The organism is Micrococcus sp. 63XJN7_6_ISO-PGPR-S23-444, from assembly GCF_058072765.1.
In genome coordinates this window covers 434,897-453,511 of sequence record NZ_CM176516.1, presented here as the reverse complement: position 1 = coordinate 453,511, position 18,615 = coordinate 434,897, and the positions used below count along the sequence as shown (strand labels likewise).

Sequence of the window (18,615 nt, the reverse complement as noted above, 5' to 3'; positions counted from 1 at the left end):
GGTCAGTCCACCAGGGTGCGGCCGGTGAGGATGAGGAACACGTCCTCGAGGCTCGCCCGGCGGGTCAGCGTGGTGGCGGGGGCGGGCAGGGCGCCCTCGTCGACGAGGCGCTGCACGACGTCGTGCAGGTCGTCCGCGCGTCGGGCGTAGACGAGGACGCGGTCCGGGAGGACCTCGACGCGGTGCACGACGCCGTCACCCGCGTGGGCCTGGACGGTGCGGGCCGCGGCCTCGTTGCGGTCCGCGCCGAAGCGCGCCTCAAGGACCTCACGGGAGGCGTGCTCGCGGATGAGCTCGGCGGGGGTGCCGGCGGCCATGATCTCGCCGCCGTCGACCACGACGAGCCGGTCGCACAGCTGCTCCGCCTCGTCCATGTGGTGCGTGGTCAGCAGCAGCGTGGTGCCGCGTTCCTTGAGCCGGTAGAGGCGGTCCCACAGGATGTGGCGGGCCTGCGGGTCCAGGCCCGTGGTGGGCTCGTCGAGGAGGAAGAGGGCCGGCTCGTTGACCAGGGCGCGGGCGATCACGAGCCGGCGCTTCATGCCGCCGGAGAGGTCGGTGACCTTGGCGTCCGCCTTCTCGGTGAGCTGGGCGAAGGCCAGCAGCTCCTCGGCCTTGGGCCGCAGGTACGAGTAGGGCAGGCCGAAGTAGCGGCCGTAGATCAGGATGTTCTCCCGGGCGGTGAGCTCCTCGTCCAGGTTGTCCTGCTGCGGCACCACGCCCAGGCGCGCACGGACGGCCGGCCCGTCCTCCTCCGGGTCGATGCCCAGGATGGTCAGCTCGCCCGCGGTGCGCTGCGAGGTGCCCGCGAGCATGCGCATGGTGGTGGACTTGCCCGCGCCGTTGGGGCCGAGCAGGCCGAAGCACTCCCCGGGGCGCACGTCCAGGTCGATGCCCTTCACAGCGTGGAACTCGCCGTACTGCTTGCGCAGCCCACGGGCACGGATGACGGAGGCGCCGCCGGGGGACGCGTGCAGAGTGGTGTGACTCACAAGGCGACAGCATAGGCGCACCACCCGCCCGGACGCGCGCCGCCCCCTCGGCGACGAACCCTGCGATATGGCCCCCATCCGGGGTGGATGGGGGCCATATCGCAGGGTTGGTCGCGGGAGTGGGAGAGGTCAGGCTCCGGCCCGCTCCCCGGCCCAGTCCTCGCCGTCGGCGGCACGCTCGGCGGCCTCGACGACGTTCGCCAGCAGCATGACGCGGGTCATCGGCCCGACGCCGCCCGGGTTCGGCGCCATCCAGGCCGCCTTCTCCTTCACGGCCGGGTCCACGTCGCCCAGGACGCGCGACGTCCCGTCCTCCCCGGTCACGCGGGAGACGCCCACGTCCAGGACGATCACGCCCTCCTTGACCTGCTCCGGCTTCACCATGTGGGCGGAGCCGGCGGCGGCGATCACGACGTCGGCGCTCGCCAGCAGCTCGTCGAGGTTCGTGGTGCCGGTGTGGGCCAGGGTCACGGTGGCGTTGACCTCGCGGCGGGTGAACACGAGGCCGGCGGGCCGGCCGATGGTCACGCCGCGGCCGATCACGAGCACGTGCTTGCCGGCCAGCCCCACACCGTGGTGGCGCAGCAGCTCGACGCAGCCGGCCGGGGTGCACGGCAGCGGCGAGTCCAGCTCGCCGCCGACCGAGGCCACGAGCCGCCCCAGGTTCATGGGGTGCAGGCCGTCCGCGTCCTTGTCCGGGTCGATGGCCTCGAGCACCTTCTGGGTGTCCACGTGCTTCGGCAGCGGCAGCTGGACGATGTAGCCCGTGCAGGCCGGGTCCTCGTTCAGCTCGCGCACGACGTCGAGGATCTGCTCCTCCGTCGCGTCCGCGGGCAGCTCACGCTGGATGGACTCGATGCCCACCTCGGCGCAGTCGCGGTGCTTGCCCGCCACGTACTTCTGCGAGCCGGCGTCCTCACCCACGAGCAGGGTGCCGAGGCCGGGGGTGCGCCCACGCTCGGCGAGGGCGGCCACGCGGCCGCGCAGCTCCTCCTTGATCGCGGCGGCGGTGGCCTTGCCGTCCAGGACCTTCGCGGTCATCGGCGGCTCACCAGCCCTCGAGGCCGTCGTACAGCGGGAAGTCCTCGGTGAGCTTCACGACGCGGGCGCGCAGCGCCTCCACGTCCGGGCTCGGCTTCAGCGCCTCGGCGATGACGTCGGACACCTCGCGGAACTCGGCCTCGCCGAAGCCGCGGGAGGCCAGCGCGGGGGTGCCGATGCGCAGGCCGGAGGTGGTCATCGGCGGACGCGGGTCCCACGGCACCGAGTTGCGGTTCACCGTGATGCCGACCTCGTGCAGGATGTCCTCGCCCTGCCTGCCGTCCAGCTGGGACTCGCGCAGGTCCACCAGGACCAGGTGCACGTCCGTGCCGCCGGTGAGCACCGAGATGCCGTGCTCGGCCATGTCCGGGGCGGTCAGACGCTCGGCCAGGATCTGCGCGCCGGCCAGGGTGCGCTCCTGCTTCTCCTTGAAGTCCGCGGAGCCGGCGATCTTGAAGGCCACGGCCTTGCCCGCGATCGCGTGCATCAGCGGGCCGCCCTGCTGGCCCGGGAACACGGCGGAGTCGATCTTCTTCTTCAGCTCCTCGGTGGAGAGGATGAAGCCCGAACGGGGGCCGGCGAGGGTCTTGTGCACGGTGGAGGAGACGACGTCGGCGTGCGGCACCGGGTTCGGGTGCAGGCCGGCGGCCACGAGGCCGGCGAAGTGGGCCATGTCCACCCAGAGCCGGGCGCCGACCTCGTCCGCGATCGAGCGGAAGGCGGCGAAGTCGAGCTGACGGGGGTAGGCGGACCAGCCGGCCACGATCACCTTCGGCCGGGCCTCGAGGGCCTTCTCGCGCACCTTGTCCATGTCGATGCGGTGGGTGTCCGGCTCCACCTCGTACGCGGCGATGCTGTAGTTCTTGCCGGAGAAGTTCAGCTTCATGCCGTGCGTCAGGTGGCCGCCGTGCGCCAGGGACAGGCCCATCATCGTGTCCCCGTGGTCCAGCAGCGAGGTCATCACGGCCACGTTGGCCTGGGCGCCGGCGTGCGGCTGGACGTTGGCGTGCTCGGCGCCGAACAGGTCCTTGGCGCGCTGGATGGCCAGGTTCTCGGCCACGTCCACGAACTCGCAGCCGCCGTAGTAGCGGCGGCCCGGGTAGCCCTCCGCGTACTTGTTGGTCAGCACCGAGCCCTGCGTCTCGAGGATGGCGCGCGGCACGAAGTTCTCCGAGGCGATCATCTCGAGCGTGCCCCGCTGGCGGCCGAGCTCGTCCGCGAGCGCCGCGGCGATCTCCGGGTCCACCTCGGCGAGGGGCTGGGTGTTGATGTCGGGCGTCTGCGTCACGGGGGTTCCCTTCGAACGGGGGTCTGTGCGGCCGGAAGGCTCCGGTGCCCTCCATCCTAGTGACCAGGCGCCGTCGTCGGGCCTGCGCGACGGCGGCCCGCGGCCCCGGCGACCGACCCCGGCACCCGGTTCTTTTGACTGATTCAGAAATATGCCAAGATCGGGGGTGACGCCGCCCACCGCGCCGATCGGTGCGCGGCCGACGTCGATCGACGAAGGAGAGTTCCATGACGGAGTACCAGAAGAAGACCCCGCACGCGACCGGTTCCACCCGCCAGAACGGCGCCCCGGCCGTCAGCGACCGCCAGTCCCTGACCGTGGGCAGCGAGGGGCCCATCGTCCTGCACGACACCCACCTGCTGGAGACCCACCAGCACTTCAACCGCATGAACATCCCGGAGCGCCGCCCGCACGCCAAGGGCTCCGGCGCCTTCGGCGAGTTCGAGGTGACCGAGGACGTGTCGAAGTACACCAAGGCCCTCGTGTTCCAGCCGGGCACGAAGACCGAGACCCTCCTGCGCTTCTCCACCGTGGCCGGCGAGCTCGGCTCCCCGGACACCTGGCGCGACGTGCGCGGCTTCGCGCTGCGCTTCTACAGCGAGGAGGGCAACTACGACATCGTCGGCAACAACACCCCGATCTTCTTCCTGCGCGACCCGATGAAGTTCACCCACTTCATCCGCTCGCAGAAGCGTCTGCCGGACTCCGGCCTGCGCGATGCCACCATGCAGTGGGACTTCTGGACCAACAACCCCGAGTCGGCGCACCAGGTGACCTACCTGATGGGCCCGCGCGGCCTGCCCCGCACCTGGCGTGAGATGAACGGCTACGGCTCCCACACCTACCTGTGGGTCAACGCCCAGGGCGAGAAGCACTGGGTGAAGTACCACTTCATCTCCCAGCAGGGCGTGCACAGCCTCTCGAACGACGAGGCCACCAAGATCGCCGGCGAGAACGCCGACTTCCACCGCCAGGACCTGTTCGAGTCCATCGCCAAGGGCGACCACCCCAAGTGGGACCTCTACATCCAGGCGATCCCCTACGAGGAGGGCAAGACCTACCGGTTCAACCCCTTCGACCTGACGAAGACGATCTCCAAGAAGGACTACCCGCGCATCAAGGTCGGCACGCTGACCCTGAACCGCAACCCGGAGAACCACTTCGCGCAGATCGAGTCCGCCGCGTTCAGCCCGAGCAACACCGTGCCGGGCATCGGCCTCTCCCCGGACCGCATGCTCCTGGGCCGCGCCTTCGCGTACCACGACGCCCAGCTGTACCGCGTGGGCGCCCACGTGAACCAGCTGCCGGTGAACCGTCCCAAGAACGCGGTGCACAACTACGCCTTCGACGGCCAGATGTGGTACGACCACACCGGCGACCGCTCCACCTACGCGCCGAACTCCAACGGCGACTCCTGGTCGGACGAGACCGGCCCGGTGGACGACGGCTGGGAGGCCGACGGCACCCTGACCCGCGAGGCCCAGGCCCTGCGCGCGGACGACGACGACTTCGGCCAGGCCGGCACCCTCGTCCGCGAGGTCTTCTCGGCCCAGGAGCGCGAGGACTTCGTGGAGACCGTGGCCGGCGCGCTGAAGGGCGTCCGCCAGGACGTCCAGGCCCGCGCCTTCGAGTACTGGAAGAACGTGGACGCCACGATCGGCCAGCGCATCGAGGACGAGGTCAAGCGCCACGAGGGCGACGGCATCCCGGGCGTCGAGGCCGGCGGCGAGGCCCGCATCTGACGGCTCCTTCCCCCGGCGGGCGCCCGCGCGGGCTCCGCTGAACGCGCGGCGGCCGCTCCCTCACACGAGGGGGCGGCCGCCGTCGTCGTGGGGCGGTTGTTCCGGTCAGCGCTTGCCCCAGCGGCGCTCCTGCGCCTGGGACAGCTTGTCCTTGACCACCTTCACGACCGTGTCCTTGGCGGGCACGGCCACGTTGTCCCGCAGCGGGACGGCGACCTTGTCACGCACGGTCTCGAACGCGGAGGCCGCCACGGCGCCGACCTGGGCCAGCTTCGACTCACCCTCGGCGTCCGAGACTCGGGTCTCGTCGCGGTCCGCCCGCAGGTCCGGGAGGGCGGCGCCCTCGGTGTCGTCCTCGGCGGGCTCCTCATCCGTGGGGGCGGAGGAGGTGGAGGTGTCTGGGGCCACGGTCGTGGGCGTCGACGACGTCGGCGCGGCGGTCCCGGCAGTCCCGGCGGCTGCCGCCGACTGGGCGGCGCGGGCCTCGCGGCGGGTCGCCGGAGTGGCGTCCTCCGCACGGCCGGACGAGGCCGCGGTCGGATCCAGCTCCGGGGCGCCGCCCAGGGGCGTGGCCGGCGTGGTGCCGGCGTGGGTCTCCGGGGCCTCGGCCCGGCGGGTGGCCGGGGCGGCCTCGAGGGAAGGGCGCTCGGCTGCGGGCTCGACCGCCGCCGGCTGCGCGGCGTCCACGCGATGGTCCTCGGTACGCGCCGGCTCGCGGTCCGCCTCGGCCACGCGCCCGGGCACCCCGGGCGTGCCGTCGATGCGCAGGGCCCCGGCGGCCGAGCGATCCGCCCCGGCGGCGCCGGCCTGCTGGGCCTGGTCCAACTCGGCGGCCACGACGGTGACCGAGCCGTGCGCGGTGGTGGCGACCGTGTGCGTCTCGAGGTGCTCGCCCTGCGGGACGGGGATCGCGTCCGTGGCGAACTCCTTGGTGGGGGTGTGCTCGGTGGCGACCTCGGCGGCGGGGACGGTCCCGTGCACGTGCTCGGGAGCCGGGGTGAGGTGGCTCCTGTGCTGCGGAGCCTCGGCGGCCGGTGCCGCCGGGGCGGGGGTCTCGGTCACCGGGGACGGGGAGGCCGGGGTCGCCGGGACGTCCGCCGCGGGCGTCTGCTCGTCCAGGGTGACGCCGGAGCCGCCGGCCACACCGGCCGCGCCCAGGCCCACGGTGTCCGCCTCGCGCGCCGTGCTCGGCGCCGCCGGAGCGGGGCGCAGAGTGCCCCGGGTGGCCGGAGCCGCGGCGTCGCGGCGGTGGATCTGAGCGGCGGCGTCGGCGCTCGGGGCGTCGTGCTGGTCCACGGTCACCCCGGCACCGCCGGCCACGCCGGCGACGGACTCGTCGGTCTCGCGGTCCGCCGCGGCGGTGTCGGACGCAGCCGGACCCCCGGCGGGCTTCACCGCGGCCGCGGGGCGAGCGTCCTTCTCGGCCGCCACCTCGTCCAGGCGGGAGAGGCGGGTCGGGGCCGCGGGGGCGGCCGCGGCGGCGGCCGCCTGCTCACCCGCGGTGTCCGCGCTGACGCCCCGGCGCTCGAGCCGGGTCTCGGCCGCCTCGGCCTCGGCCTCACGACGACGGCGGGAGGCGATCACCGAGAGGATGATCAGGATCAGCAGCACGACGATGATCGCCGCGATGATCCAGTAGAGGGTGGACTGTGGCATGGGGGTGCTCCTCGGTCGTCTGGGGCGACCGGCCGGGCCGGGCGCCGCGTCGTGCTTCCCGCGCCGCCGCGCGGCGGGGAACCTGGTCTTGAGGATGACACGGGGCCCGGCCCCCCGACCAGGGATCAGCCCCGTCATCCCGCGGTTCCGCGCGGCCGGCACCGCCTACCATCGACGCCATGGACACGGCAGCCCTCTCCCCCAGCCCCTCCCCCGCCTCCGGCGCGGAGCACGCCCGCGTGCTCACGCTGGCCTGCACGAACCGCAAGGGCATCGTGCACGCCGTGACGGGCGCCCTGCTGGGCGTGGAGGCGGACATCACCGAGTCGCAGCAGTACGACTCCCCGGACACCGGCGACTTCTTCATGCGCGTGGAGTTCGTGACCCCGGCCACGCGGGAGGACATCGAGCAGGCGCTCGCGCCGGTGCGCGAGGAGTTCGGCATGCGCATGGGCCTGTGGGACGCGGCGCAGCGCATGCGCACCCTCGTGATGTGCTCCAAGGACGGGCACACCCTCAACGACCTGCTCTTCCAGCAGCGCGCCGGCACCCTGCCCATCGAGATCCCCGTGGTGGTCTCGAACCACCTGGACCTGCAGCCGCTCGCCTCCTTCTACGGCGTGCCCTTCATCCACGTGCCCGTCTCGAAGGACCCCTCGAGCCGGGACTCCAAGGAGGCCGCGGAGGACCGGCTGCGCGATCTGATCGCCCAGTTCGACATCGAGCTGGTGGTCCTGGCCCGCTACATGCAGATCCTCTCGGACGAGCTGTGCCGGGACCTGGCCGGGATGGCCATCAACATCCACCACTCGTTCCTGCCCTCCTTCAAGGGCGCCCGCCCCTACCACCAGGCGCACGAACGCGGCGTGAAGCTCATCGGCGCCACCGCCCACTACGTGACCGCCGACCTGGACGAGGGCCCGATCATCGCGCAGTCCGTGCAGCCGGTGACCCACGCCCAGACCGCCGCCGACTTCGTGGCCCGCGGCCGCGACGTCGAGGGCTCCACGCTCGCGCAGGCCGTGCGCTGGCACGCCCAGCACCGCGTCCTCGCGGACGGCCGGCGGACCGTCGTCTTCAGCTGAGCCCGGGACGACGGCGCCACGCGGCGCCGTCGTCCTGCCCGCCTAGGCTGGTGGCATGGCCCACATCATCACCGTCGCGGGTGCCACCCCGCGCATCCACGAGTCCGTCTTCCTCGCCCCGACCGCCGCGATCACCGGCGACGTCGAGATGGCCGAGCGCTCCTCGGCCTTCTACGGCGTCTCCGCCCGCGGTGACTCCGCCCCCATCCGCGTCGGGGCGGGCACCAACCTGCAGGACAACGTGGTGCTGCACGCGGACGAGGGCTTCCCGTGCACCCTGGGCGCCGGTGTCTCCGTGGGCCACTCCGCCGTGGTGCACGGGGCCACCGTGGAGGACGACTGCCTGATCGGCATGTCCGCCACGGTGATGAACGGCGCGGTCATCGGCGCCGGTTCGCTCGTGGCCGCCGGCGCCCTGGTGCTCGAGGGGACGCAGGTCCCGGCCGGCTCGCTCGTGGCGGGCGTCCCCGCGAAGGTCCGCCGCCCCCTCACGGACGAGGAGCGGGAGGGCCTCAAGAAGAACGCGGCCACCTACCTGCGGCTGTCCGCCGCGCACCGGGACGCCGTCGCCGGCTGAACCAGGCCCGGAGGATGTGGGACGGTGGGCACCATGCCCACCACTTCCACTCTCCCCCGCACCCGACCCGACGACGTCCCCGAGCGTCTGCTCATCCTCCCCGCGGCGCAGGACGTCGCCGGCACCCCCTACGCCCACGCCCGTCGGCTGGCCGAGCAGGCCGTGGCCGACGTCGGCGGCGCCGCCGTGGCCGAGGGCGACACCTCCGCCACGGCCCTGCTGATGGTCCGCCCGATCCCGGTCGATGCGCTCGCTGCGGCCCTGGCCGCCCACCCCCGGGTGAGCTGGGTGCAGCTCCCGTTCGCCGGGATCGAGCCGTTTGTCCCCCTCGTGCGCAGCCGCCCGGACCTCGTGTGGACGTCCGCCAAGGACACGTACGCGCCGCCGGTGGCCGAACACGCGCTGCTGCTCACCCTGGCCCTGCTGCGGGACCTGCCCGCGCGCGTCCGCGCCACCACGTGGGGCCCCTCCTCCGGCCGCACCCTGAACGGCCTGAACGCCGTGGTCGTGGGCGGCGGCGGGATCGCACAGGAGTACATCCGCCTGCTCAAGACCTGGGACGTGCACGTCACCGCGGTCCGCCGACGCGCGGGAGACGTGCCCGGCGCGGACCGCACCGTCACGACCGACCGCCTCGACGAGGTCCTGCCCGGTGCGCAGGTCGTGATGATCGCCGCGGCCGCCACGGACGAGACCCGCGGCCTGTTCGACGCCGACCGCCTCGCCCTCCTGGACGAGGACGCCGTGCTCGTGAACATCGCCCGCGGGACGCTGGTGGACACGGACGCCGTCGTCGAGGCCCTCGCGGCGGGCCGGCTGCACGGCTACGGCACGGACGTCACCGACCCCGAGCCGCTGCCGGAGGGCCACCCGCTCTGGACGGAGGAGCGTGCGCTCATCACGCCGCACACGGCGGACACCCCGGAGATGTGCGTCCCGCTGCTCCACGCGCGGGTCGAGCGGAACCTGCGGGCCCGCGCGGCCGGGACGGAGCTGGAGGGCCTGGTGGACGCCGAGGGCGGGTACTGACCCGCCCCCGGCGTCCGCGGTGCCGGCTCAGCGGCGCGGCGCGTCCGCCTCGCGTTCGGCGGCATCGCGCTCGGTGGCCATCTCGATCTGGCGGCGGCGCTCCTCGGCGGCCCGGCGGGTCAGCTCCGCGCCGACCTCGGGGTCGCGGGTGAGGTTCTCACCGGTGGTCGGGTCGAACAGGTGCACGCGGGTGGTGTCCACCCACAGGCGGGTCGGCGTGCCCGGCCGGGCGCGGGACTCGCCGGAGAGGGTGGCCACGACGACGGGGCGCAGCTCGTCCGCGTCCAGGTCCTTGGCCAGCGAGGAGAGCATCTCGGCCACGGCCGGGTCCGGATCGAACTCGATGTAGCCGTACTGCTCGTGGCCGAGCCACTCCAGGTGCGTGAGCGTCGCGTCGAAGGTGGAGCCCTGGTCGCGGCGGCTGTCCTCCACCAGCTCGGCGTCCTCGAAGAACTCCGGCCGCAGGCCGAGGAACACGATGTCCCGCCCCTCGGCGGCGCGGGCCTTCTCGGGCGGCACCGGGATGTCACCGATCGGCGAGGACAGCACGTGGCCGCCCTCCTTCTGCTTCAGCGAGGCGGGCAGGAAGTTCATCGACGGCGAGCCGATGAAGCCGGCCACGAACAGGTTGAGCGGCTGCTCGTAGAGCTCGCGCGGGCTGGCCACCTGCTGCAGCTCGCCCTTCTTGAGCACGGCCACCCGGTCGCCCAGGGTCATGGCCTCGGTCTGGTCGTGCGTCACGTAGACGGAGGTGGTGGCCAGGCGGCGCTGCAGCTGCGAGATCTCCGCGCGCATCTGCCCACGCAGCTTGGCGTCCAGGTTGGACAGCGGCTCGTCGAAGAGGAACGCGTCCGCCTCGCGCACGATCGCCCGGCCCATGGCCACGCGCTGACGCTGGCCGCCGGAGAGGTTGCCGGGCTTGCGCTCGAGGTGGTCCTCGAGCTCGAGCACGCGGGCGGCGTCGCGCACCTTGCGGTCGATCTCCTCCTCGGAGGGCTTGTTGTCCTTGATCAGCCGCAGCGGGAAGGCGATGTTCTCGTACACCGTCAGGTGCGGGTACAGCGCGTAGTTCTGGAACACCATCGCGAGGTTGCGGTCCTTGGGGGCCGCCTCGTTCACGCGGCGGCCGTCGATCAGCATCTCGCCGTCGGTGATGTCCTCGAGGCCCACGATCATGCGCAGCAGCGTGGACTTGCCGGAGCCGGAGGGGCCCACGAGGATGACGAACTCGCCGTCCTCGATCTCCAGGTTCACGTCCTTGATGGCGTGGAAGCCGTCGTCGTAGGTCTTGTCGATGTGGTTCAGGGTGATGGAGGCCATCGGGGGGTCCTTTCGGGAGGTCTCGTGTGCGGGCCTCAGCCCTTCACCGCGCCGTTGGTCAGGCCGGCCACGATCTGACGCTGGAACGCCAGCACCAGGATCACGATCGGGATGGTCACGATGATCGCGGCCGCCGAGATGGCCCCGGTCGGCGACTCGAACTGCGAGGCGCCGGTGAAGAAGGCCAGGGCGGCGGGCACGGTGCGCGCGGTCTCGGTGGAGGTCAGGGAGATGCCGAACACGAAGTCGTTCCAGGCGATGAAGAAGGCGATGATCGCCGTCGTGAAGACGCCGGGGGCGGCCAGCGGGACGATCACCTTGCGGAACGCCTCGAGCGGGGTGGCGCCGTCCACCTGCGCGGCCTGGTCGAGCTCCCACGGGATCTGGCGGAAGAACGCGGCCAGGGTCCAGATGGAGATCGGCAGGGTCAGGGACAGGTAGGGGATGATCAGGCCGAGCCACGTGTCGTACAGCCCGAGGGTGCGCCACATGTTGAACAGCGGCGTCACCAGGGAGATGACGGGGAACATCGAGACCATCAGGGACACCGTGAGCACGATCCGCTTGCCCGGGAAGTCCAGGCGGGCGATCGCGTAGGCGCACAGCGTGGCCAGGATGACGGCGATGATCGTGGCGATCACGGTGATGCCGATCGAGTTGCGCAGCGCCGTGAGGAACAGCTCGCGCGAGCCGCCCACGAAGATCTCCTCGTAGTTCACGGTGGACCACTGGGTGGGCAGCAGCTTGCCGTTGGCGAGGTCGGCGGGCGTCTTGAAGCTGGTCGCGAAGATCGAGAACAGCGGGAAGAGGCACCACACGCCGATCACGACGGTGAGGATCCACCACAGTGCGGTGGCCTTTCCGGTGCCGCGACGGTGGGGCGCGCGGCCCTCAGGCGCGCGGCCCTCGGGGGCGGGAGCGGATGCGGCGGTGCTCACTTGGAACCTCCTCGGTCGGCCAGGTCCACCTTGAAGCCCTTGACGGCGATGACCGCCATGAGGGCCACGCACAGGAACAGGATCACGGAGACCGCCGAACCCATGCCGATCTCGAGCCGGCCGATGGACGTGCGGTAGGCCAGCAGCGAGAGGACCTCGGTGCCGTAGGCGCCGTTGGTCATGATGTAGATGGAGTCGAAGATGCGGAACGCGTCCATCGCGCGGAACAGGACGGCCACCATGATCGAGGCCTTCATGTTCGGCAGGATGACCAGCTTCATCCGCTGCCACCACGAGGCGCCGTCGACGGAGGCGGCCTCGGTGAGGTCGCCCGGCACCTGGGCCAGGCCGGCCAGCAGGAGCAGGGAGATGAACGGGGTGGTCTTCCAGATCTCGGAGAGCATGATCACGAACAGCGCGGTGCTGCCCTGCGCGAACCAGTTCAGGTCCGCGTCGACGCCCGGCAGCCACTCGAACCAGGCGTTGATGTAGCCCGAGTCGATCGAGAACATGTAGAACCACGCGAACGCGGAGACCACGGTGATGATGCCGTACGGCACCAGGATGATCGTGCGGATCAGGCCGCGGGTCTGCTTGATGGCGTGGTGCATGGCCAGGGCCAGCAGGAAGCCGAGGATGAGCTCGACCACCACGGTCACCACGGTGATCAGCAGGGTCACCCCGAGGCCCTTCCAGAACACGGGGTCCGTGAGGATCACGCCGTAGTTGCCCAGGCCCACGAACTCGCGGTCGCCCGGCGCGGTGAGCCGGTACTTGAACAGCGAGTCGTAGAGGGCCTGCAGGATCGGGTACAGGACCACGAACAGCATCACGAAGAACGCGGGGCCGGCCAGGAGCCAGCCGAGACGCGCCTCGGACTTCGCGCGCTGGGACTTCACCCGGCGGGGGCGACGACCCTCGGCGGCGCGCGGGGTGGATGCGGCGGGTGCGGTGTCGACGTGGCTCACAGCAGACGCTCCCCTCTCAGGACTTCCTGGATGAAGTCGTCGGTCTCGGCCGGGGTGGACTCGGAGACGCCCGACGGCGGCGCGTAGCGCTGCTGGATCGCGGTGGAGACCTCGTTGTAGTACGGGGTCTGCGGCCGCGGGGCGCCGAGTTCGAGGGACTCCCGGATGGTGTCCGCCATGGGGTACTTCTCGGCGACCTCGGGGGCGTCGTAGGCCGCCGGGTCGGCGGGCGGGTTGCCGTTCTCGACGAAGTACTGGCTCTGGTGCTCGGTGGTGGTGATGCAGGAGATCGCGTCCCAGGCGAGGTCCTGGTGCTCGGACTTCGCGCCCACCCCCAGGTTGATGCCGCCCACGGGCGGCGCGGCGTCCTCGCCCTCGACGGTGCGGGGGTAGACGGCCCAGCCGATGTCCTCGGGCAGGTCCTCCGGCAGCGAGCCCTCCTCCACGGAGCCGAGGGTGGCCGGCCAGACGAACGGCCAGTTGACCATGAACGAGCCGTTCTTGCCCTGGAAGAGCAGCATGGAGGCGTTCTCGTCCTGCGTCGGCAGGCCGGCGCTGCCGAGACCCTCCTTGCCGATCGTGGAGATGATCCGGGCGGCCGTGCGGCCGGCCTCGGAGTCGAGGTTCGTGGTGACCTCGTCCGTGGGCGCCTCGGCGTTGGGGACGATCTGCTCCCCGCCGCCCTCGATGAGCGCGTTGAGCCACACGGTCATGGACTCCGCACGGGCGCCCTGGACGGCCAGGTCCTTGTCCTGGCTGCGGGCGGCCTCGATCAGCTGGTCCCACGTGACGGGCTGGGACATGTCCAGCCCCGCGGCCTCGGCGACCGACTTGCGGTACCAGAGCAGCTGCGTGTTGGCCCAGAACGGGACCGTGACGAGCTCGTCCTTCCAGCTGGCGGCCGCGAGCGCGCCCTCCAGGGCGTTGTCCTTCGCGTACGCCTGCATCTCCTCCGGCACGGGGGCCAGGAAGCCGGGCTCGGCGAGCTCGGGGACGAACGGCGGGTCGAGGGACATGATGTCCATCGACGTGTCGCCCGCGGCGAGGCGGCGGGTCAGCTGCTCGCGCTGGGAGGCGGCGTCCGTCGGAAGCATGGACGTCTCGACTCTGTACCGGCCGTTCGCGGCGTCGGTGCACTGGGCGGCGATCTTCGCCTGCCCGCCGTCGTCGGGGTTGGTGTACCAGGTCAGGGTGGGCGTCTGCTCGGCCGGAGCACACCCGGCCAGGATCAGCGCGCCCGCGGCGACGGCGCCGGCCAGCGTGGCCCGGCGCCGTTGACGTGCCCGCGTGTCGTGTCTCACAAGTGGAACCTCAATCGATGCGAGTCGGATGTGACGGCCATCATCACGCATCACAGCGATTCCTGCACGTTTCGCGGACCCCTTTCTCAGCGGGCGCGGCGGTTCGTCCGGGCGGTCGGCTCCGCGGCGGCGGGATCCTCGGGCCACGGGTGCTTGGGGTAGCGCCCCCGGTTCTCAGCGCGGACCTGCGCGTAGGGGCCGGCCCAGAAGGAGGGCAGGTCGGCGGTCACGGCGAGCGGGCGACCTGCCGGGGAGAGCAGGTGCAGGACCACCGGCTCACGACCGTCCGCGACAGCGGGGGTGACACGCGCCCCGAAGAACTCCTGCAGCTTGGCGGCGACCACGGGCGGGGTGTCCTCGTGGACGGCCGGATAGTCCACGACGACGGCGCGCCCGCTCGGCACGGGCAGACGCTCGGGGGCGAGCTCGTCCAGCCGCCCCGCCTCCGGCCACGGCAGGGCACCGCGCAGCAGCGCCTCGGCGTCCAGGCGCGCGAGGGGCCGCCCCGCGGCCAGGTCGGCCGCGAGCCCGTCGACCAGCGCGTCCAGGCCGGGCAGCGCCGCGTCCGAGAGGTCCGGCCACGGGGCGCCGAGGACGCGGTGGAGCAGGTGCACCCGGCGGCGCAGGCGTTCGGCTCGACCGCTCGGGTCGAACCGGGCGAGGCCGTCGGCGGCGAGTGCGGCGCGCACGGCCTGCGCGGCGGCGTCGGGGGCGACGCGGGCCGGCGTCTCCGCCAGCACGAGCGCGCCCAGCCGGTCCACGCGTCGGCCGGTGAGCCGGTCCCCGCGCCAGTCGGCGGTGTCCTCGGTGCGCCGCAGGCCCGCGCCGGCGAGCTCGGCGAGCGGCCGGTCGATCGGCGCGGCCGCGCGGATCGCGGCACCCATGCCGGCCGCGTCCCCGGCCACGCGGGCGACCTCGGCCACGGCCAGCCACTCCTGCCCCGCCAGGCCGCCGCCGGCGGCGTCGCGGGGCAGGGCCGCGCGGGTGCCGGAGGTGAGCAGGTACGCGCCCGCCTCCCCCGCGCGTCGGGCGATCCACGCGGGGAAGGCCAGGGCGGCCACGAGGCCGGCGGGGTGGCGCCGCGCGGTCGCCGTCGCCTCGGGCCCGGGCTCGCCCGGGGCGTGGTGTGCGTGCCGACGGGCGAGTCGTTCCAGTCGGTCCGCCTCCCGGCGCCAGCGCCCGGCCTCCGGGTGCCGGCCGTCCCGCACGGCCGCGACCAGCGCCTCGAGGTCGGCCCCGGGGGCGCGCAGGTCCAGGGCGAGGGCCGCCGTCGCCTCGGCCGCGGGGCGGGGCCCCGTCCACGGTGCCGCGCGCAGGAGGGCGTGGCCGAGGGGCGGGTCCAGGGGCAGCTCGGCCAGGACGGCGCCGTGCGGGGTGACGCGCCCGTCCGCGTCCACCGCGTCGAGGGAGGCGAGCGTGCGCTCGGCGGCGGCCATCGCGTCGGCCGGCGGGTCCTCGGGCAGGGTCAACCCGTGGCCGCCCGGGGCGCCCCACGCCGCGAACGCCAGGGCCACCGGCGCGAGGTCGACGACGGCGAGGGCCGGCGTCGGGGCTGCGGGCGCGGTGCCCAGGGCCGCGGCGGTGTGGCAGCGGACCACCGTGCCGGGGCCGAGGCGGGCGGCGCGGCCCGCACGCTGGCCGGCGGCGGCACGCGAGGCCTGGACGGTGACGAGCCCGGCCATGCCGCGCCCCCGGTCCCGGCGCGGCTCGCGGGCCAGGCCCGCGTCGATGACGAGGCGCACCCCCGGCACGGTCAGCGAGGACTCGGCGACCGCCGTCGCGACGACGACGCGCGGCACGGTGGGGTCGGCGCGGCCGGCGAGCGCGGCGTCCTGGTCGGCGGGCTCCTGGCGGCCGTGCAGGACGCGGACCTCGGTGTCCGGGGCGAGCGCGGCGACGCGCCCCGCGACCGCCTCGACCTCGGCCACGCCGGGCAGGAAGACGAGGGCGTCCACGGTCGGGTCGGCGTCGAGCGCCGCGGCGTGGGCGCGCGCGGCCGTGGCCGCGACGTGGTCGAGGAAGGCCCGGTCCACGCGGCCCCCGGCGGTGAGACGGTGGCCGCGGAAGGGGACGTGCTCCTCGCGCAGCGGGTGCAGCACGGCCGGGGTGGAGGCCACGGGCAGGGGCGCCTCCTCCCCCATGCCGCGGGCCCAGCGGGTGGCCAGAGCCGCCGCGTCCACGGTGGCGGACATGGCCACGAGCGCGAGCTCGGGACGCAGCTGCCGCAGGTCGGCGAGGAGCGCGAAGAGCACGTCTGTGTCCAGGTCCCGCTCGTGGACCTCGTCCAGGACCACCGCGTCCACGCCGTCGAGCCCGGGGTCGGCCAGGAGGCGGCGCAGCAGCAGGCCCGGGGTCACGAACTCGACGGCCGAGGCCCCGCCGCCGGCCGCATCACCCCGCACCGCGTAGCCGACGGCGGCGTCCGCGAGCCGAGCCCGCGCGTCGGGGCCGGCGCCGGGCTGCGCGTCGGCCGCGGCGCCCAGCACCGCCGTGCGCAGCCGCCGCCAGGCCGCGCGCACCGCGACCCGCCGCGGCTGCGTGACCAGGACGCGCCCGCCGCCGTGGTCCGCGAGCCGGACCGCGAGCGCGGGCGGGACCACGGTGGTCTTGCCCGTGCCCGGGGGCGCCTCGACGACGGCCGCCCCGCGCGCGTCCAGCGCCGCCTCGAGGTCGGGCAGGGCGGCGGTGAACGTCAGCCCGGCACCGAGGCGGTCGAGGGCGGCGGCGAGGGCGGTGGGGACGGCGACGGGATCGGCGGGGGTGGGCATCGGGTCCATTGTGCCCGCCTCCGTCGCGCTGTCCCGGGACCGTCCCACTGACTAGGCTGTGACCCATGACCACACCCGTCCAGGAGCACCTCGATCGCCTCACGTCGGCCCACGCGGGTGAGGGGGAGGTCCCGGACGGGCTGGGCGTCGCGATGCTCATGGTGGACGGACACCGTTACGTCTCCGGATCCATGACGCCCGTGCCGCTCGCCACGCTCGCCTCTCCCCTGTTCCACGCGCAGGCCCTCGAGGACCTCGGCGCGGTGCGGGTGGGCGAGCGCGTGGGAGCCGCCCCCGTGCGCGACCTGGACCACCGGGTCGAGGTGGACGCCGCCACGGGCCTGCCGCACAACCCGCTGCAGAACGCGGGCGCGGTGGCCACGGCCTCCCTGGTGAAGGGCCGCGGTGGCCGCGACCGGACCGCACGCATGATGCAGCTGCTCTTCGCACTGTTCGACCGCGAGGTCACCGTCACGGAGTCGGCCGCACGGGCGGAGAACCGCGCCCAGCACCACACCCGGTCCGCTGCCTGGCTGATGAAGTCCCTCGACACGCTGGACGCCGACCCCGAGACGCTGCTCGAGGACATCGCCACGGTGCGTGCCGCCGCCGTGACCGTGGAGGACCTCGCCCTGCTCGCCGGCACCCTCGCGCACGGTGGCGTCCACCCCGTCACCGGGGACCGTGTGCTGAGCGAGGAGACGGTCCGCGGTGTGCTCTCCGTGATGGACTCCTGCGGCATGGACACCCGGGACTCCCGGTGGGCGTACGACGTCGGCCAGCCCGGCTGGGCGTCCACGCGCGGCGGCACGGTGCTCGTGGTGGTGCCGGGCCACCTCGGTCTGGCGCTGCAGTCGGACACGACGGACGAGAACGGGCTCGGCGCCGCGGCGATGGCCGCCCTGCGGACCCTCGTCGAGGACTTCGAGCTGCACCCGTCGGTGGTCACCGGTTCCCCGCGCGCGGCTCTGCGCACCCACTACCGGATCGACCAGGCCCCCTCGGGCACGGTGCGCAGCGCCGTCGTCCTCGAGGCGCTCGGGCGGTTCGCGGACACCGTGCACGTCATGGAGCTGGGCGGTCACCTCGGCTTCAGCCAGGTGGACGCGATCGCCCGCGTCAGCCGCGGTCTGCCGGAGGCCCTCGAGACGCTCGTGGTGGACATGCGCTCGGTCAGCTCCATCTCCCGTCCGGCCCGGCTGCTGGTGGCCCAGTGGTTCGCCCGCGCGCTGGGCAACGGGCTCGACGTCGTCGTCGTGGACCGGGACGCCGCGGAGATGAAGGAGCTGATGGCGGCCGTCGAGGAGTCCGTGGAGGTGGACCTGCCCGAGCCGCTGCAGGATGAGGCCGAGGGGGTGGACCCCGCTGCCGAGGGCGCGCAGTTCGTGTTCTTCGACTCCCGCTCGCGGGCCGCCCAGTGGGCCGAGCAGCGGCTGCTCTCCCGGCACGCCCCCCACCTGCTGCCGCGGGACGCCCAGGAGGCGGCCGTGGCACCCCTGCTGCAGCACCTCTCCGCGGACGACGCGCGTCTGCTCGAGTCCATGATGGACGAGCGGGTCTACTCGGACGGCCAGATCATCCGCCGCGCCGGCCAGCCGTTCGGCGGCATCTACGTGATCGTCTCCGGCACCGTGGAGCTCTCGGGCCAGGGCACGGGCAGCCGCCGCGTGCGCCGCACCCTGCTCACCCCGGGGATGACGTTCGGCGAGATGGCCCTTGGCCAGCCCGGCCGCCAGCCCTCCACCGTCCGCGCGCGCGGGCCGGTCACGGCGCGAGTCCTCACCGCCCAGGTGATGGTCGCGCTCCAGGAGGGCTTCCCCCAGCTGGCCCTGGCCCTGTGGGAGGCGCTGGCCCGCGACGCGTTCACCGCGCTGGGCCAGCTCATCCGGGAGACCGGCGCGCTGCAGGACTGA

Annotated in this window: 14 protein-coding genes; 5 read left to right on the top strand and 9 right to left on the bottom strand. The window is 73.5% G+C overall.

The features are described from left to right. Positions 1-2: 2 nt before the first annotated feature. The 3 genes from AC3RJ9_RS02070 to glyA form a co-directional block, all read right to left on the bottom strand. On the bottom strand, positions 3-989 hold the full coding sequence (locus tag AC3RJ9_RS02070) for an ABC transporter ATP-binding protein (protein ID WP_060974382.1): 987 nt from the start codon (positions 987-989) through the stop codon (positions 3-5). A gap of 129 nt (positions 990-1,118) precedes the next feature. Further along, positions 1,119-2,030: a bifunctional methylenetetrahydrofolate dehydrogenase/methenyltetrahydrofolate cyclohydrolase gene (locus tag AC3RJ9_RS02065; protein ID WP_123244109.1), complete on the bottom strand. Its 912-nt coding sequence runs from the start codon at positions 2,028-2,030 to the stop codon at positions 1,119-1,121. A gap of 7 nt (positions 2,031-2,037) precedes the next feature. Beyond that, the gene (gene glyA, locus AC3RJ9_RS02060) at positions 2,038-3,318 is read right to left on the bottom strand and encodes a serine hydroxymethyltransferase (RefSeq protein WP_010079361.1); all 1,281 of its coding nucleotides are present in this window, start codon (positions 3,316-3,318) and stop codon (positions 2,038-2,040) included. Between the two features lie 227 nt (positions 3,319-3,545). Between glyA and AC3RJ9_RS02055 the strand changes: the two genes are divergently transcribed. After that, on the top strand, positions 3,546-5,060 hold the full coding sequence (locus tag AC3RJ9_RS02055) for a catalase (protein ID WP_119217521.1): 1,515 nt from the start codon (positions 3,546-3,548) through the stop codon (positions 5,058-5,060). 105 nt (positions 5,061-5,165) lie between these two features. Here AC3RJ9_RS02055 and AC3RJ9_RS02050 read toward each other — a convergent pair whose 3' ends face one another. After that, positions 5,166-6,716, bottom strand: a complete 1,551-nt coding sequence (locus AC3RJ9_RS02050; RefSeq protein WP_119217522.1) for a hypothetical protein — start codon at positions 6,714-6,716, stop codon at positions 5,166-5,168. A 179-nt stretch (positions 6,717-6,895) separates the two neighbouring features. Here AC3RJ9_RS02050 and purU point away from each other — a divergent pair, with 179 nt between their 5' ends. The 3 genes from purU to AC3RJ9_RS02035 are packed head-to-tail and all read left to right on the top strand — an operon-like array spanning position 6,896 to position 9,407. Continuing rightward, on the top strand, positions 6,896-7,801 hold the full coding sequence (gene purU / locus AC3RJ9_RS02045; protein ID WP_036314586.1) for a formyltetrahydrofolate deformylase: 906 nt from the start codon (positions 6,896-6,898) through the stop codon (positions 7,799-7,801). A gap of 55 nt (positions 7,802-7,856) precedes the next feature. Next, positions 7,857-8,378, top strand: a complete 522-nt coding sequence (locus AC3RJ9_RS02040; protein ID WP_036314590.1) for a gamma carbonic anhydrase family protein — start codon at positions 7,857-7,859, stop codon at positions 8,376-8,378. A gap of 24 nt (positions 8,379-8,402) precedes the next feature. Continuing rightward, positions 8,403-9,407 carry a D-isomer specific 2-hydroxyacid dehydrogenase family protein gene (locus AC3RJ9_RS02035; protein WP_063188967.1) on the top strand — a complete coding sequence of 335 codons (1,005 nt, stop codon included), beginning with the start codon at positions 8,403-8,405 and terminating at the stop codon, positions 9,405-9,407. Positions 9,408-9,434: 27 nt separating this feature from the next. Here AC3RJ9_RS02035 and AC3RJ9_RS02030 read toward each other — a convergent pair whose 3' ends face one another. The 5 genes from AC3RJ9_RS02030 to AC3RJ9_RS02010 all read right to left on the bottom strand — a co-directional run bounded on the left by AC3RJ9_RS02030 (position 9,435) and on the right by AC3RJ9_RS02010 (position 16,702). Further along, positions 9,435-10,727 (bottom strand): ABC transporter ATP-binding protein, encoded by a 1,293-nt coding sequence (locus AC3RJ9_RS02030; RefSeq protein WP_063188965.1) that lies wholly within the window; start codon positions 10,725-10,727, stop codon positions 9,435-9,437. Positions 10,728-10,762: 35 nt separating this feature from the next. Continuing rightward, positions 10,763-11,665: a carbohydrate ABC transporter permease gene (locus tag AC3RJ9_RS02025; protein WP_080695865.1), complete on the bottom strand. Its 903-nt coding sequence runs from the start codon at positions 11,663-11,665 to the stop codon at positions 10,763-10,765. After that, a complete protein-coding gene (locus AC3RJ9_RS02020; RefSeq protein ID WP_041102962.1) occupies positions 11,662-12,633 on the bottom strand; it encodes a carbohydrate ABC transporter permease in 972 nt (323 codons plus the stop codon). The genes AC3RJ9_RS02025 and AC3RJ9_RS02020 overlap by 4 nt, the downstream gene beginning before the upstream one ends. Beyond that, on the bottom strand, positions 12,630-13,934 hold the full coding sequence (locus AC3RJ9_RS02015; protein WP_063188962.1) for an extracellular solute-binding protein: 1,305 nt from the start codon (positions 13,932-13,934) through the stop codon (positions 12,630-12,632). The genes AC3RJ9_RS02020 and AC3RJ9_RS02015 overlap by 4 nt, the downstream gene beginning before the upstream one ends. Before the next feature lie 86 nt (positions 13,935-14,020). Next, complete coding sequence (locus tag AC3RJ9_RS02010) at positions 14,021-16,702, bottom strand: ATP-dependent helicase C-terminal domain-containing protein (protein WP_480221902.1); 2,682 nt, start codon at positions 16,700-16,702, stop codon at positions 14,021-14,023. Between the two features lie 65 nt (positions 16,703-16,767). On the opposite strand from AC3RJ9_RS02010, the gene AC3RJ9_RS02005 reads away from it, so the two are divergent. Further along, positions 16,768-18,615, top strand: coding sequence for a glutaminase (locus AC3RJ9_RS02005; RefSeq protein WP_095353388.1), 1,848 nt, complete (start codon positions 16,768-16,770; stop codon positions 18,613-18,615).

What these genes read in the sequence shown, in the direction of transcription:
- AC3RJ9_RS02065 (WP_123244109.1), bottom strand. Translation starts at nt 2,030, where the DNA reads ATGACCGCGAAGGTCCTGGACGGCAAGGCCACCGCCGCCGCGATCAAG.
- AC3RJ9_RS02055 (WP_119217521.1), top strand. Translation starts at nt 3,546, where the DNA reads ATGACGGAGTACCAGAAGAAGACCCCGCACGCGACCGGTTCCACCCGC.
- AC3RJ9_RS02050 (WP_119217522.1), bottom strand. Translation starts at nt 6,716, where the DNA reads ATGCCACAGTCCACCCTCTACTGGATCATCGCGGCGATCATCGTCGTG.
- purU (WP_036314586.1), top strand. Translation starts at nt 6,896, where the DNA reads ATGGACACGGCAGCCCTCTCCCCCAGCCCCTCCCCCGCCTCCGGCGCG.
- AC3RJ9_RS02040 (WP_036314590.1), top strand. Translation starts at nt 7,857, where the DNA reads ATGGCCCACATCATCACCGTCGCGGGTGCCACCCCGCGCATCCACGAG.
- AC3RJ9_RS02030 (WP_063188965.1), bottom strand. Translation starts at nt 10,727, where the DNA reads ATGGCCTCCATCACCCTGAACCACATCGACAAGACCTACGACGACGGC.
- AC3RJ9_RS02010 (WP_480221902.1), bottom strand. Translation starts at nt 16,702, where the DNA reads ATGCCCACCCCCGCCGATCCCGTCGCCGTCCCCACCGCCCTCGCCGCC.
- AC3RJ9_RS02005 (WP_095353388.1), top strand. Translation starts at nt 16,768, where the DNA reads ATGACCACACCCGTCCAGGAGCACCTCGATCGCCTCACGTCGGCCCAC.